Raw genomic sequence first — 14,912 nt, forward strand, 5'->3', positions numbered from 1 at the left:
CGCGGCTAACTGACTCGAACAATAATGCGTTATACGTTAAAGCCTAACTTGTTCAGGGCTACACGCAAGATATCATCGTTATTATCATATCCGCTCTGCTGCTGTAAGGACCATGCTTCTTCCGGAGCATGCCAATCCACACCCTTGATTTCTTCAATCTGAGGCTGTAGATCACCACTCTCGGCTTCAACGAGATAATAATGAACTTCCTTGTCCACCGGGCCAAAATCTGCATGTTGGTACGTGTAAGCAATGATATCAACCGGCTCTACAATGCGACCCACCATACCTGTCTCTTCCAAAATCTCGCGCAGTGCCGTCTGTTCGATTGTTTCTCCATCTTCCATCTTTCCCTTGGCGAGAGTTGTTTTACCATAACGATCTACGATAAGCTGAATTTGAAGACGTCCGTCTTCCCCTGTTCTATAAACAACTCCGCCTGCTGAAATTTCTTTTTTGTTCATCGTGCTCTCCCCCATCAACTTCGATATCTTTATCTTATTTTTTGCAAAAGAAGGACCTCATCTCCCCGGGTAAGCTCCCCAAGGAAATGAAATCCTTGTTTCTGACGCCTCGATCACATCGCGGCGGACTTAAGATTCTCTTCCAACACACGTACCAGCGTAGCCTGACTCTCGTTGACGCCGGCTTCAACCACTTTGACTCGGCACACTTTACCGACCATATCCATCGTTCCGTCAAAGACCAGTTGAATGTAGTTGTCGCTATAACCGTGCAGCTTGCCACTTCCCTCGCGGCCTTTGGCTTCACCTTCGGGAATAACATCCAGTACCTGTCCGACAAACTGCCCAGCGTACTCCAGTTGCATCTGCTCAGACAAGTCAATCAGTTCATGCACACGTGCATTTTTGACCTCTTCGTCCACCTGATCTTCCATCCGTGCTGCTGGTGTACCCGTACGTTTTGAATAAGGGAATACGTGCATTTCGGAAAAACCGATCTTCCGCATCAACTCATAGCCATTACGGTACATCTCATCCGTCTCACCTGGAAATCCAACAATGATGTCTGTTGTAATCGCTACATCCGGCATTGCTTCCCGAATGCGAAGCATCTTGTTGTAAAACTCTTCTGTCGTATATTTACGGCGCATACGTTTCAATACCGTATCATCACCCGCTTGCAGCGGAATATGGAAGTGACGAACAAGTTTGTCCGAACGTTTGATCACGTCGAGCATACGGTCGTCAATCTGACTGGCTTCAATCGAGCTGATTCGAATACGCTCCAGCCCCTCTACCTTGTCCAGGTCCCACAGCAGATCGGTCAGATCATAATTCTCCATGTCATCGCCATACCCACCTGTATGAATACCGGTCAGAACAATCTCCTTGTATCCGGCGTGTACGAGCTGATGCGCCTGTTGAATAATGCTATTCGCCTCACGGCTGCGTGAGAGACCACGAGACCACGGAATGATGCAGAACGTGCAAAAGTTATTGCATCCATCCTGAATTTTCAGGAAAGCTCGGGTACGATCAGCAAAATCAGGTACATCCATTTCTTCAAACACACGGGTTTTCATAATATTACGCACCGCATTAACCGGTTGACGGGACTCCTGAATTTCATTAACATATGGCAAAATCTTGTCACGGTCCTGTGTACCGATAACCAGATCCACCCCTGGGATGTCCAGAATCTCTGCCGGAGAAGTCTGGGCGTAGCAGCCTGTAACGGCCACAATCGCCTCCGGGTTGCGCCGAATGGCACGACGAATAATTTGACGGCTCTTTTTGTCGCCGGTATTGGTTACTGTACAAGTATTAATCAAGTATACATCCGCTGTCTGTTCATCAAAGTCCACTTGATCGTAACCTTCGTTTTTGAACAATTGCCAAATCGCCTCTGTATCATAGAAATTAACTTTGCAGCCTAAGGTGTAAAACGCCACGGATGGCATAATTACATTCCTCCCATTTCTCCGGATTCATATAGCACGCAAGTTAGTGCTGCCATTCCAGCTGTCTCAGCACGCAAAATGCGTTTGCCCAGTCCAACAGATACGGCACCTGCCTGATCAGCCTCTGCCGTCTCCTTCTCAGAAAATCCACCTTCCGGTCCAACCACGATCAAAACTTCTGCACTTGCACCAGGTGCAAGCTGCTCTACAAACGGCTTCAGTGCATCTCTCAGCTGTTTACCGTTTTCTTTCTCATAACAATAACATACCAGGCTGTAGCCCTCAAAAGAAGATAACAGCCCTTTCCAGGAAAGCGGCTGCTCAACGGATGGAATACGATTCCGGTGACTCTGTTCGGCAGCTTCCTTGGCAATTTTCCGCCACCGCTCCAACCGTTTGCCTTCTTTCTTGGCATCATATTGCACAATCGTACGCTCTGATAGGAAGGGTACAAATGATACCGCCCCAATCTCAGTACACCTCTGGATGACTGTTTCCATCTTGTCGCCCTTGGGCAAACTCTGTGCCACGGTTACACGAATCCGTGCTTCACGGTCCATAGCCAAAGACTCTACAATATTTGCAGTAACTTGGCCAACTTCAATGGTCTCAATTTCCACGAGTGCTTCTCTGGAGTTTCCGTCACTGACAATCAGTTTATCTCCAGGTTTACCACGCATAACCTTGCCGATATGGCGTGCATCATCACCTGTGATGATCACAGCGTGTTCATTAAACTGTTCTGCAGATACAAAATATCGCTGCATTAGTCAATCCACCCATTCTGTCCTGTTATGACTGGAATTCACCCCGCCTGATGACAAGCGTGAATCCAATCGCCACAGATGATCATACAACTTTTACGTGTATCTGACCAGTATATCAGCCCAAAACACGATGCGCTTTTAGCGATATAATTCAATAACCAGCTTTGCCAGATCCACATACATCGTTTGCGCAAACTCATACAAAGGTTGAATCGTCACATTTTGCAACGGAGGTATAACAAGAATCAATAGGAAGATAAAAATGGACCATTGCTCCACCCCTTGCATCTTGCGGCTGATTGAAGGTGGCACTATATCTTCCAGAATCCGATAACCATCCAGTGGGGGCAACGGAATCAAGTTAAACAGGAACAGGAAAAAGTTGGTTAAGTTAAAGATAGCGAAAAACGTTGTGATTGCTGTCAGCAACCGCTCATTATCGATGCCGCCGAGCGCTCCCGAACCAACCAGTGAAGCATAGATGATTGTACCGATGATCGCGAGCAACAGATTGCTCAGAGGCCCTGCTGCGGATACGATGATGCCCATCAATCTAGGTTTGTCGAAGTTAGCCCGATTAACCGGAACTGGACGTGCCCAACCAAAGCCGGCAATAATGAGCAACAGCACACCAAACAAGTCAAAGTGTACAACCGGATTCAGCGTGACCCGACCCAACAGCTTGGCTGTCGGATCACCGAATTTGTTGGCAAAATACGCATGCGAGAATTCATGCACCGTAAATGCGATCAGGATGGTCAGCAGGAAAAACGGAAGCTGATCGATCGGATAACGAAAGAACGAATTCCAAAAGTCCATACGTTACCCCTTTCTGGCTACAAACGCCAGCCAATCCTCATCACGGTGGATCGCACTCACTTCAAACCCGGAGGATACCAGCGCATCATGTACAACCTGCTCTTTGTTCTTCCAAATGCCGGATACAATATAGGTACCACCAGACTCAAGCGCATGATAGACATCGTCTACGAACAACAAAATGATCTCAGCCAGAATGTTAGCCACGACAACCTTAACTGGCAGTTGCACACCTAGCGCAGGGTCCTGACTCCCGAGGACGGACAACAGATCACTCTCTTTAACTGTAATTTGTTGCTCCAGCCCATTCAATTCCACATTCTCTCTGGCACTGATTACCGCAACTGGATCAAGATCAAGCGCCAGTACATGTTTTGCTCCAAGTTTTATCGCTCCAATAGCCAAAATTCCAGAACCTGTACCTACGTCAATGACTTCCTCGCCGCCCTGAATAACCGTTTCCAGTGTGCGCAAGCAGAGGGAGGTCGTTGGGTGGGTTCCTGTACCAAAGGCCATGCCTGGATCAAGCTCAATAATTTTCTCATCCGGACTTTCTGGCGTATACTCTTCCCACGTTGGTTTAATCGTCAGACGTTCCGATACACGTACCGGCTTGAAATATTGCTTCCAGGCTGTTGCCCAGTCATTTTCATCCACTGTACGGGTCTCATAACGAACTTCACCTGTATCAATTCCGAATTCGGGGAGTTCCTCAATTCTCGGATTAACTTCTGACTGCAATGCAACCATATCCGTACCTTCAGAGAAGTACCCTTTGATGACCGCAAAGCCTTCTGGAATATCATTTAAAGGAACGTCGTATAACTCCCCATATGTCGTATCCCGTTTTTTATTTAAAGTACCGGACTCTTCAATCGAAACCCCTCCAGCACCCGCTTCATGTAAAAAATTCGAAATCATCTCCACAGCTTCTTCTGTGGTATGTATTGTTAGTTCATGCCATAACATACTTGGTTTTTCCTCCTCATTTTTCAAACATCCCAACTATTGTACTACACAAGCTAGCCGGAGCACAAAGCCGCACCAGTAAAAGAAAAACAAAACAGGATATCCGCAGCCTGACTGCTCGAATATCCTGTCATCTATTCATACATATCTGTTTCATTTACTTCAGCATTTTGTATAATTCGAATTTCACTTAGCAAAAACGCCCACCATTTTGCGTGATCATCTCTGCGGCTTGCGGGAGCGAATCGTTGGATACGGACACGGTCAGCAAAATTTCTTGTTTCAGCCTGTTTGCCGAGTCCTCTTTGGGTGAATCATACACCTGACCATTGGACAACATTTCCGTTTCATCACTAATCAGGGCAAGTACATTCAGTTCGCCACTAAACCCTCCGACAACGGCCGTAGGAGAATTATCGAAGCTCTTAACATCGTTTGAGTCCAATGCAGACGCTTCATTGCCAAGGCTCTCAATACTCAATTGGTTCGGGTGCAACAATTCGAGGGCTCTGCGTGCAGACTCGGCCTCAGTCCAGCTTGTAAAAACAGCTTCGAGGGTCACTGCCGAGCGATCTTCAGTCATTAAGCTCCCGTCCCTGTCGTCGATCAGCCGCTTCACTGCGGCGTAGTGCTTCAACATCTTCATGATCCGCAGCTTCAGCGCTGAATTCCACGTCCTCATTTTTCGCGGATTGCATACGTTTCATCTTTTCCGTTTTCGTTAAAATCTTGCCTGGACGTTCATGTTCTGCCATTGTAATGCTCCTCCTTCAAATTGGGAAACTAGATCATTCCACCGGCTTGTTCGATAATAGACATAGCGCGGTGATGTACCGATTCATCTACGATGACAGTTAGCAATACATCTCTTCCCGTCGGTCCACCCTGTCCACCATCACTCATGCCGCTTGCAGAAGGGTCCGCCGCCGCCATGATTCCAGCACTGGCATTTGTTTGCATCGAATCGGGCACCCATGATGAAAAACTACCGGAAACGCCCGGCTTGTAGGAAGCCCCACTTGGTCCTACACCCGCATAACGGCTGAATCGATTAATTGACAGGTCCTCCACTCGCAATGCCTCCAGTTTTTTGGCTGCCCCTTGAGCCTGCTCCGGGCTGTGAAAGTACGCCAAAATATTTTTCTCGGTCATCCGCTTCACCTGCTTCCCTAATTTCTCGCATATCAGCTATGCATATCATTCTCGCCATGCTATCTTTCCGCAAGTTCGCTCAGAATATACCGAATGCTCTCACAAATTGCTGTCGTTCTTTGTAGCATAGATCCATGAATTTTGCCAAAATCACTGATACACTAAAAAAAGGCGTACAAAAAAGGACACCATACGGTAAAAACCGCTGTGGTGTCCTTAAGGATTTGCTTTATTTTATTCTCAGTCGCCGCGGAAGGCGCGTTTCACTCTATCAAAGAAAGATTGTTCATGCTCATGTGTTTGCTCTCCATCCAGCGCAGCAATTTGGCGAAGCAGATCTTTCTGCTCGTCATTCAGCTTACTAGGTGTAACCACAACCACTTTCACATGCTGATCTCCTTGCCCCATACCGCGCAGGCGTGGTACGCCTTTGCCTTTGAGTCGGAAATACGTTCCCGTTTGTGTTCCAGCTGGTACTTTCAACTTCACTTTCTCGGTCAACGTTGGGATTTCAACTTCATCTCCCAGAGCTGCCTGAGCAAAGGTAAGTGGGATTTCGCAATAAATATCGTCACCTTCACGCTCGAAGAAATCATGTGATTTCACGCGAATGACAATATACAGGTCTCCCGCTGGTCCGCCACGCAGGCCTCCCTCGCCCTCACCTGTCATACGCAGTTGCGCGCCATCATCTACACCCGCTGGAATGCGGACATGGATTTTGCGTTGCTTGCGGACTTTACCGCTACCACTGCACGTTGTACATTTTTCTTTGATAATTTGGCCCGAACCGCTACAGTTCGAACATGCACGACGATTAACCATACGACCAAACGGTGTATTTTGCACGACTTCCTGCTGACCGCTACCTTGGCAGACCGAGCAGGTTTCCGGTTTCGTTCCAGGTTTGGCACCTGAGCCATGACAGGTATCACAGCCTTCGGTACGCGGAATCGTAATATCCGTTTCTTTACCGAATACAGCTTCCTTGAACTCAATCGTCATCGTGTACTGCAGATCATTCCCCCGTTGCGGAGCATTTGGATCACGTCGTCCACCGCCACCGCCGCCAAAGAACATGTCGAAGATGTCGCCAAATCCGCCGCCGCCAAAATCACCGCCACCACCGAATCCACCTTGATTCGGATCGACATGACCATATTGATCATATTGTGCACGCTTCTGACCGTCACTCACTACGTCGTAAGCTTCTTTAACTTCTTTAAATTTAGCTTCCGCATCAGCAGCCTTGTTTACGTCAGGGTGATACTGACGGGCAAGCTTACGGTAAGCCTTTTTAATCTCATCGTCGTTAGCCGTTTTACTAACGCCAAGCACCTCATAATAATCACGCTTTTCAGCCACTCTTCCACCCCCATATCATTCACCTTATCGCACATCGTGACAAAAGGAAAGCCAAAGCGCGGGAGCCCCGGCTATGACTTTCCCTCTAATTCGAACGTCACCGATGTTTAATTCGCGTAGAACTACGAATTAGTTTTGTTTTTTATCTTCATCCACAACTTCGTAATCAGCGTCTACGACGTTATCACGTTTAGCGGAACCTTGTTGCTCTTCAGCACCTTGTGCTTCTTGCTCTTGCGCCTGAGCTTGCTCATACAGTTTCACGGACAGTTGTTGAACGATCTCTGTCAGCTCTTCTGTAGCTGCTTTAATGTCTTCCAGGTTGTCGGAAGCCAGAACGCCTTGCAATTTTTCTTTGGCAGCATTTGCTTTTTCAACTTCGCCAGCATCTGCTTTTTCGCCAAGATCTTTGATCGTTTTGTCAACAGAGTAGATCAATTGATCTGCACTGTTTTTCGCTTCAACGAGTTCTCTACGTTTTTTATCTTCTTCAGCGTGCAACTCAGCATCTTTCATCATTTGCTCAACTTCAGCATCGCTCAAACCGCTGGAAGAAGTGATTGTGATTTTTTGAGTTTTGTTAGTACCTTTATCTGTTGCAGATACGTTAACGATACCGTTGGCATCAATATCGAAGCTAACTTCGATCTGTGGAACGCCACGTGGAGCTGGTGGAATATCACCCAACATGAAACGTCCAAGCGATTTGTTACCTGCTGCCATCTCACGCTCACCTTGCAGAACATGAATCTCAACGCTTGGTTGATTGTCTGCATATGTGGAGAATACTTGAGATTTGCTTGTAGGGATCGTTGTGTTACGCTCGATCATTTTTGTGAATACGCCACCCGCAGTTTCGATACCCAGGGACAATGGAGTTACGTCAAGCAATACAACGTCTTTCACATCACCTGTCAGTACGCCCGCTTGTACAGCAGCACCCAAAGCTACAACTTCATCGGGGTTAACGCCTTTGTGTGGATCTTTACCCGTCAGTTTTTTGATTGCTTCTTGTACTGCAGGAATACGTGTGGAACCACCAACCAATACGATCTTGTCGATATCGTTAGCTGTCATACCCGCATCACTCAATGCACGACGAGTTGGTTCAAGCGTACGCTCAACCAGACCTGCAGAGATTTCTTCAAATTTCGCACGGCTCAGGTTCAACTCCAAATGCTGTGGAACGCCATCAGCAACCGTGATGAACGGCAAGGAGATTGTTGTAGTCAATACACCGGAAAGTTCTTTTTTCGCTTTTTCCGCTGCATCTTTCAAACGTTGAACAGCTGCTTTATCTTTACTCAAGTCAATGCCTTGATCTTTTTTGAATTCACTTACGAGATAATCAATGATTACTTGGTCGAAGTCATCCCCGCCCAATTTATTGTCCCCGCTAGTTGCTTTAACTTCGAAGAAGCCGTCACCCAGTTCAAGAATGGATACGTCGAACGTACCGCCACCCAGGTCATATACGAGAATCGTTTGGTCTTCGGATTTCTCCATACCGTATGCCAAAGCTGCTGCTGTAGGCTCGTTGACGATACGCAGAACTTCCAAACCTGCAATTTTACCCGCATCTTTAGTCGCTTGACGCTGACTGTCATTGAAGTAAGCTGGTACAGTGATAACAGCTTGAGTTACCGTTTGACCCAGATAAGCTTCAGCATCAGTTTTCAATTTTTGCAGGATGATTGCAGAGATCTCTTGTGCAGAGTAGTCTTTGCCATCAATTGTTTCCTTGTGGGAAGTACCCATGTGACGTTTGATCGACATGATGGTACGATCCGGATTGGTGATCGCTTGACGTTTTGCAGTTTCACCAACAACGCGCTCTCCATCTTTTTTGAAACCAACTACGGATGGAGTTGTACGTGCGCCCTCCGGATTTGGAATTACGACAGCCTCGCCGCCTTCCATTACTGCTACGCATGAGTTTGTTGTTCCTAAGTCAATACCAATTACTTTGCTCATCCGAAAATTTCCTCCCTCAACAAATTAAAATGAATGGGTCTGATCTGACCCTTATTTAGATGTTCATGTTGCTAATCGTGCTCTATGTGTACAAACCTTTATATTAAACTTCGCCCACATTGTTCAACTATGGAGCCGACTCATTCCTTCCTATAAGGAATTATGAGCTGACTTTAACCATAGCTGGACGAAGCACTTTATCTTTCAGCATGTAGCCTTTTTGGACTTCCTCAACAACGATACCTTCTTCGTACTCGTCGCTCTCCACTTGCATAATTGCTTGGTGGAATTCAGGATTGAACGGTTGTCCTACCGATTCCATTGCCGTCAGGCCTTCGTTATTCATTACGGTTTCCAATTGACGGAAAATCATTTGGATGCCCTTGGAGAAAGATTCGACCTCTGCTCCTTCCGGTACAGTAGCCATGGCGCGCTCGAAGTTATCAATAACCGGTACCAGTTCGGTGACCAGCTTCATCGAAGCGTATTTAGCCAATTCTTCTTTTTCCTTCTGAGTACGACGACGGAAGTTATCAAAATCAGCCTGTGCACGGACATAACGCTGCTGTTGCTCCTCAGCTTCTGCCTTCAGACGTGCAAGCTCATCCTGCTCCTGATCAGCCATCTCTTCAGCTTGTGCTTCTGCAGCGCCAGCTTCATTAATAGGCTCCTGCTCAGTTGCTGTTACCTCTTGTTCTTCTGTAAATGATTGCTCCTCTTTCAAGATGTTCACCTCCTTATACGAATGAAATGGTTCATTCCCGAATCTTATTTGAAACGATGTGTTAGCATCGCCGTCAAGTCACGGGATAGTGTATTTAGAATATGAATGACACGTGCATAATCCATCCGCGTGGGTCCTAGAATACCGATCGAACCCAAAGCCTCACCGTCCAAGGAATAGGAGGCTGTAATCAGGCTGCAGTTGGCAAAGGCTTCATGATCATTCTCAGTGCCGATTCGCACTTGAATACCAGATCCACCCGGCACGGGCATCATCAATTTCATGAGTGTTGGTGTCTCTTCCAGCAGGTCAAGAATATCTTTTACCTTTTCGATATCTTTAAACTCCGGTTGAGTCAACATATTGGTGGCACCACTGAGGAACAGACGATTATCATGTTCGTTGTCAAAGGCACTGTTCAGCACCTGCATAACTTCCTCGTAACGTGTAATATGCCGTTCCATCTCTTGCCCAAGTTCAGTATAGAGACGGGATTTCAATTTGTAAATTGGCACACCAACCAGCTTGGTGTTCAACAGTCGAACCACTTTCTCCATCTCGGCTACCGAGATTTCTGGAGGAATCTGGACCGTCTTGTTCTCCACCTGACCGGTATTGGTCACAATGATTGCCACAGCTTCACTTTCGTTCAGCGGAAGCAATTGGAAGTGACGAAGGGACGTATGGAATACTTCCGGTCCAAGCAGGATCGAAGTATAATTCGTCATATGTGACAAAATATTGGATGCATGTTGAATAACTTGTTCCATGACATTGAGCTTTTCGGCGAAGAACGACTTCAGATCGTCCAATTCCTGAGGCTCCACCTGATTCCAGGGAACCAAATGATCGACGTAATATCGATAGCCTTTATGAGAAGGAATGCGTCCTGCCGATGTATGCGGCTGTTCCAGGAAACCCATATCTTCAAGGTCCGCCATTTCATTACGGATCGTCGCCGGACTATATCCAACATCTCCCCTTTTGGAAATGCTCCGGGACCCTACGGGCTCAGCTGAACGGATATAGTCATCCACTATAGCGTTCAGAATCATTCGTTGACGCTCAGTTAACATGGTGAGTATTCCCTCCTTCTGACTGTACTGTCCCATGTCGTTAGCACTCCAGTTAGATGAGTGCTAAGCGGTAATACAAAAATACCAAACTGACGTGAACATTGTCAAGTGAGTTTGATGAGTGGGCTCATCTATTTATAGTATAGACCAATGTCGACAAGTCCTAACAACTTTATTGAACATACTTTGAAGTAAAAAAGGACTGCATGTAGGGCAGAGGCTGACTCGGCTCGATCCATGCAGTCCATTTAGTTGTTAGGCTGAAACGTTAAGCTCTTTTAATACAGCGATCTCATCACAACAATCCTGCTTGCTGCAATGAACACAGTCGGTCCATACTTTCTCAGGGAAAATCTCTTTTTCCACTACGGCAAAGCCATTTTTGAGGAAGAAGGATACTTCATATGTCAACGCCATAACCTTAGGAATCTGTTGTTTCTCCGCTTCTTCTACCAGTCGGTCCAGCAATCGGGAGCCAATACCGAGCCCTTTGTGCCCTTCCGAGATACCGAGTGATCTGACTTCCACCAAATCGTTCCCCAGACGACAAAGCGATCCGCAACCCACCACTTCACCATCAACTTCGGCTACAACAAAGTGCTCCAGCTGTCGGTGCAGTATTTCCCGTGATCGCGGAAGCATGATCCCACGCTCTGCATAGCCCTTAATCATTTCATACAGTGGTTCAACATCTTCCGACACGGCTTTTCTGCATATTACCGACATCCTGCTCTCCTCCTATTACCAAGCTTTCCAGAGGAAAGCTGACTTCGTAGTTGTTAAATTAACACGCTCTGTAAAATCAATATGAATAAATATACAACAGAGCGTATAGAATTTCAAGCTATGAATTCAGCGATATGGACCCGATAAACTCCGCAAAAACGTCATTTCCGAACAGGATACCCTGCTCGCTCAGTCGGAAGCCGTCTGCCGTCCGCTCAAGCAACCCTGCGTTCAACATTTTGCCCAAAGGCTTCGCAAACACTTCTTCCATGGACTCTCCGAACTGTTCGCTAAAGCGTGAGGCCGAAGCTCCCTCCAACATTCGCAGTCCAACCATCAGATAATCTTCCATGGCTTCCGGGCGAGCAATCTCAAAATGATCCAGACGAGGCAGCCCTGCTCGTGAAGCTTCAACATAAGGATTTATACCTTTAATATTCATATGCCGTTCGCGGCCCACATATCCATGTGCACCTGCACCCAGACCATAGTAGTCCTCATTACGCCAGTAGGTAATATTGTGACGACTCTCAAAGCCCGGCTTGGCAAAGTTACTGATCTCGTATTGTCCATAACCTGCTTCTTTCATACGTCTCATTAATAGAAGATACATCTCCAACTCATCATCTTCATGAGGAAGTGGTAACTGGTTCTTTTGATACAGTGTATGGAAAAGTGTATTCTCTTCCACTTTCAGGCTGTAGATGGAGTAATGCGGCAGATCCAGTTCCAGCGCTTTGTCGATACTCTCATTCAACATCTCTACGGTCTGGTTCGGCAACCCAAACATCAGGTCAATGGACAGGTTATTCAAGCCTGCTTTACGAGCATTCTCCAAACTGCGATATACATCATCCGTATTATGAATACGGCCAATACCAGTCAGCAGATCATTCTGAAACGCCTGCACGCCAAAGCTGACACGGTTGACGCCGCCTTCTTTCATCGCAGCGAGTTTCTCCGCATCCGTTGTTCCCGGGTTGGCTTCCATCGAGAATTCAATATCGTCCGCCCAATTTGGGAAATACGTCTTCACGGAACGAAGAAATACCGCCATCTCATCCGGTTTCAGAGCTGTTGGCGTACCCCCACCTACAAATATGGTCTTGATCTCACCCGGTGGATTGGCCTTAACTGTATGTTCCATCTCCCGTTCCAGCGCTTCTAGATATTGCATCACGGGCTGATCTTTCAGAACGTAGGAGTTAAAGTCGCAATAAAAACATTTATTCGTGCAAAAGGGAATGTGAAGATACACCGCTTGGGGCGCACCTGTCTTCCGGCTGTGTGCTGCCAATGTCATGGCAAGTCCCCCTCTATTTGAAAAAAGGAAAGCCATCCGGCTTCCCTTTCAGCTTAGTTATTTAATATTCTGTGTTGTACCCACGTTTGCAAGCAAACGTCCTACAATTCAATTTCGATACACACATTATGTGATGTACCCGAAATTGAATTATTAATCATCAATTTTCAGTACCGCCATGAATGCCTCTTGTGGCACCTCAACGTTACCAACCTGCTTCATCCGCTTCTTACCTTCCTTCTGCTTCTCAAGCAGTTTCCGTTTCCGCGAGATGTCACCACCATAACACTTGGCAAGTACGTTTTTACGCATTGCTTTTACCGTTTCACGAGCAACGACTTTGGTACCTACAGATGCCTGGATTGGCACCTCGAACATTTGCCGTGGAATCAGCTCTCGCAGTTTCTCACAGACAATGCGTCCGCGGTTATAGGCACGGTCACGGTGAACGATGAAGGACAGAGCATCCACCTGTTCGCCATTGAGTACAATATCCATTTTCGCCAGATTGGACTGACGGTAACCGGACAGCTCATAATCCAGGGATGCATATCCTTTGGTACCGGATTTCAACTGGTCGAAGAAGTCATATACAATCTCGGACAACGGAATCTCATAGGTAATGGTAACCCGAGTTGTGTCCAGATATTCCATATTCACATATTCACCGCGTTTAGTCTGACACAGCTCCATAATGGTACCTACATAATCATTCGGTACGATAATATCTGCCTTGACGTATGGTTCCTCGACGTAATCAATCCGGCCCACCTCAGGATAGTTGGATGGGTTGTCGATTTTCATCACTTCACCATTGGTTAAGGTGACGTGGTAGATTACACTTGGTGCTGTTGTGATCAACGGAATGTTAAACTCCCGCTCGATCCGCTCCTGAATAACGTCCATGTGAAGCAGTCCAAGGAATCCGCAACGGAATCCAAAACCGAGTGCACTGGATGTTTCCGGTTCAAAGCTCAGAGACGCATCGTTCAACTGCAACTTCTCCAACGCTTCACGCAGATCAACATAGTCCGATGTTTCGATCGGATAGAGACCACAATACACCATTGGGTTAATTTTACGATAACCCGGCAAAGGTTCCGGTGTTGGATTTTTGGCATCCGTTACTGTATCCCCGACTTGTGTATCGCCAACATGCCGGATACCTGCAACGATAAATCCTACATCTCCGACGTTCAGCTCGTCCACGATGGTCATACGAGGTTTGAACGCTCCAACTTCAATGACTTCAAATGATTTCCCTGTTGCCATCATTTTGATTTTGGAACCGGATTTGATTTTGCCGTCAACAACACGCACATATACGATTACACCTTTGTACGGGTCATAGTGCGAGTCAAAAATCAGCGCTTTCAAAGGCTGCTCAGGATCACCAGTTGGTGCCGGAACACTTTTCACCACTTGCTCCAAAATTTCTTTGATTCCGATTCCTGATTTGGCCGAAGCCAAAACCGCATTACTTGTGTCCAAACCAATAACATCTTCCACTTCCTGCTTCACCCGTTCAGGATCTGCGCTCGGAAGGTCAATTTTGTTGATAACCGGTAAAATCTCAAGGTTGTTATCCAATGCCAGATACACGTTGGCAAGTGTTTGGGCTTCAATTCCCTGAGCCGCATCCACAACCAGCAGAGCACCTTCACATGCAGCAAGACTGCGTGATACTTCATACGTGAAGTCTACGTGTCCCGGTGTATCAATCAGATTCAATAAATACTCTTCACCATCATCCGCTTTGTAAGTCAAGGCTACTGCTTGTAGCTTGATCGTTATTCCACGTTCGCGTTCAAGGTCCATCTTATCCAGAACTTGTTCCTGCATTTCACGTGAAGTGAGCGCACCTGTGTGCTCCAAGATCCGGTCCGCAAGTGTTGATTTGCCGTGATCTATATGTGCAATAATAGAAAAGTTACGAATTTTACGTTGTCTTGCCCGAATGTCAGTCATTCCTTACCCCCAGAAACAGCCTAGTGTCAATCACTTCATTATAACAGTTGAAGCACAGTGCATCAATCCCGTGATGTCTCAACTTTATAATAAAGTCTCATCATGCACTCCCGGAGGTTATATTGTACCTTAAAATTATGGTATT

The 14,912-nt window shown here is 46.6% G+C and carries 15 protein-coding genes; all 15 read right to left on the bottom strand.

Annotation, left to right across the window (positions count from 1 at the left end; genetic code table 11):
* Positions 1–29 precede the first annotated feature (29 nt).
* Positions 30–464, bottom strand: a complete 435-nt coding sequence (locus tag ACE04G_RS00035; protein WP_449003563.1) for an NUDIX hydrolase — start codon at positions 462–464, stop codon at positions 30–32.
* A gap of 113 nt (positions 465–577) precedes the next feature.
* On the bottom strand, positions 578–1,924 hold the full coding sequence (gene mtaB, locus ACE04G_RS00040) for a tRNA (N(6)-L-threonylcarbamoyladenosine(37)-C(2))-methylthiotransferase MtaB (RefSeq protein ID WP_237174351.1): 1,347 nt from the start codon (positions 1,922–1,924) through the stop codon (positions 578–580).
* A gap of 2 nt (positions 1,925–1,926) precedes the next feature.
* Entirely contained in the window at positions 1,927–2,691 is a 765-nt protein-coding gene (locus ACE04G_RS00045) for a 16S rRNA (uracil(1498)-N(3))-methyltransferase (RefSeq protein ID WP_449003562.1), read from the bottom strand.
* 138 nt (positions 2,692–2,829) lie between these two features.
* The gene (locus ACE04G_RS00050; protein ID WP_339178074.1) at positions 2,830–3,510 is read right to left on the bottom strand and encodes a site-2 protease family protein; all 681 of its coding nucleotides are present in this window, start codon (positions 3,508–3,510) and stop codon (positions 2,830–2,832) included.
* A 3-nt stretch (positions 3,511–3,513) separates the two neighbouring features.
* Entirely contained in the window at positions 3,514–4,479 is a 966-nt protein-coding gene (prmA, locus tag ACE04G_RS00055; RefSeq protein ID WP_221821968.1) for a 50S ribosomal protein L11 methyltransferase, read from the bottom strand.
* A 190-nt stretch (positions 4,480–4,669) separates the two neighbouring features.
* On the bottom strand, positions 4,670–5,062 hold the full coding sequence (locus ACE04G_RS00060) for a hypothetical protein (protein ID WP_221821967.1): 393 nt from the start codon (positions 5,060–5,062) through the stop codon (positions 4,670–4,672).
* Positions 5,055–5,234, bottom strand: coding sequence for a YfhD family protein (locus ACE04G_RS00065; RefSeq protein ID WP_339178079.1), 180 nt, complete (start codon positions 5,232–5,234; stop codon positions 5,055–5,057). Before ACE04G_RS00065 ends, ACE04G_RS00060 begins: the two co-directional genes overlap by 8 nt.
* 28 nt (positions 5,235–5,262) lie before the next feature.
* The gene (locus tag ACE04G_RS00070) at positions 5,263–5,631 is read right to left on the bottom strand and encodes a hypothetical protein (protein ID WP_017687219.1); all 369 of its coding nucleotides are present in this window, start codon (positions 5,629–5,631) and stop codon (positions 5,263–5,265) included.
* Positions 5,632–5,871: 240 nt separating this feature from the next.
* Entirely contained in the window at positions 5,872–6,996 is a 1,125-nt protein-coding gene (gene dnaJ / locus ACE04G_RS00075; protein WP_062835521.1) for a molecular chaperone DnaJ, read from the bottom strand.
* Positions 6,997–7,125: 129 nt separating this feature from the next.
* Positions 7,126–8,970 (bottom strand): molecular chaperone DnaK, encoded by a 1,845-nt coding sequence (gene dnaK, locus ACE04G_RS00080; RefSeq protein WP_221821964.1) that lies wholly within the window; start codon positions 8,968–8,970, stop codon positions 7,126–7,128.
* A 160-nt stretch (positions 8,971–9,130) separates the two neighbouring features.
* The gene (gene grpE / locus ACE04G_RS00085; protein WP_221821963.1) at positions 9,131–9,694 is read right to left on the bottom strand and encodes a nucleotide exchange factor GrpE; all 564 of its coding nucleotides are present in this window, start codon (positions 9,692–9,694) and stop codon (positions 9,131–9,133) included.
* A 44-nt stretch (positions 9,695–9,738) separates the two neighbouring features.
* Entirely contained in the window at positions 9,739–10,770 is a 1,032-nt protein-coding gene (gene hrcA / locus ACE04G_RS00090; protein ID WP_076211670.1) for a heat-inducible transcriptional repressor HrcA, read from the bottom strand.
* Positions 10,771–11,025: 255 nt separating this feature from the next.
* A complete protein-coding gene (locus ACE04G_RS00095) occupies positions 11,026–11,496 on the bottom strand; it encodes an N-acetyltransferase (RefSeq protein ID WP_036668566.1) in 471 nt (156 codons plus the stop codon).
* 118 nt (positions 11,497–11,614) lie between these two features.
* A complete protein-coding gene (gene hemW / locus ACE04G_RS00100) occupies positions 11,615–12,799 on the bottom strand; it encodes a radical SAM family heme chaperone HemW (protein WP_036668565.1) in 1,185 nt (394 codons plus the stop codon).
* Between the two features lie 153 nt (positions 12,800–12,952).
* The gene (lepA, locus tag ACE04G_RS00105) at positions 12,953–14,767 is read right to left on the bottom strand and encodes a translation elongation factor 4 (protein ID WP_215076479.1); all 1,815 of its coding nucleotides are present in this window, start codon (positions 14,765–14,767) and stop codon (positions 12,953–12,955) included.
* Positions 14,768–14,912 lie beyond the last annotated feature (145 nt).

The sequence above is a fragment of the Paenibacillus sp. AGC31 genome (genome assembly GCF_057334655.1).

Coding starts and splice junctions, on each gene's coding strand:
- ACE04G_RS00035 (WP_449003563.1), bottom strand. CDS start 464: ATGAACAAAAAAGAAATTTCAGCAGGCGGAGTTGTTTATAGAACAGGG.
- mtaB (WP_237174351.1), bottom strand. CDS start 1,924: ATGCCATCCGTGGCGTTTTACACCTTAGGCTGCAAAGTTAATTTCTAT.
- ACE04G_RS00045 (WP_449003562.1), bottom strand. CDS start 2,691: ATGCAGCGATATTTTGTATCTGCAGAACAGTTTAATGAACACGCTGTG.
- ACE04G_RS00050 (WP_339178074.1), bottom strand. CDS start 3,510: ATGGACTTTTGGAATTCGTTCTTTCGTTATCCGATCGATCAGCTTCCG.
- prmA (WP_221821968.1), bottom strand. CDS start 4,479: ATGTTATGGCATGAACTAACAATACATACCACAGAAGAAGCTGTGGAG.
- ACE04G_RS00060 (WP_221821967.1), bottom strand. CDS start 5,062: ATGACTGAAGATCGCTCGGCAGTGACCCTCGAAGCTGTTTTTACAAGC.
- ACE04G_RS00065 (WP_339178079.1), bottom strand. CDS start 5,234: ATGGCAGAACATGAACGTCCAGGCAAGATTTTAACGAAAACGGAAAAG.
- ACE04G_RS00070 (WP_017687219.1), bottom strand. CDS start 5,631: ATGACCGAGAAAAATATTTTGGCGTACTTTCACAGCCCGGAGCAGGCT.
- dnaK (WP_221821964.1), bottom strand. CDS start 8,970: ATGAGCAAAGTAATTGGTATTGACTTAGGAACAACAAACTCATGCGTA.
- hrcA (WP_076211670.1), bottom strand. CDS start 10,770: ATGTTAACTGAGCGTCAACGAATGATTCTGAACGCTATAGTGGATGAC.
- ACE04G_RS00095 (WP_036668566.1), bottom strand. CDS start 11,496: ATGTCGGTAATATGCAGAAAAGCCGTGTCGGAAGATGTTGAACCACTG.
- hemW (WP_036668565.1), bottom strand. CDS start 12,799: ATGACATTGGCAGCACACAGCCGGAAGACAGGTGCGCCCCAAGCGGTG.
- lepA (WP_215076479.1), bottom strand. CDS start 14,767: ATGACTGACATTCGGGCAAGACAACGTAAAATTCGTAACTTTTCTATT.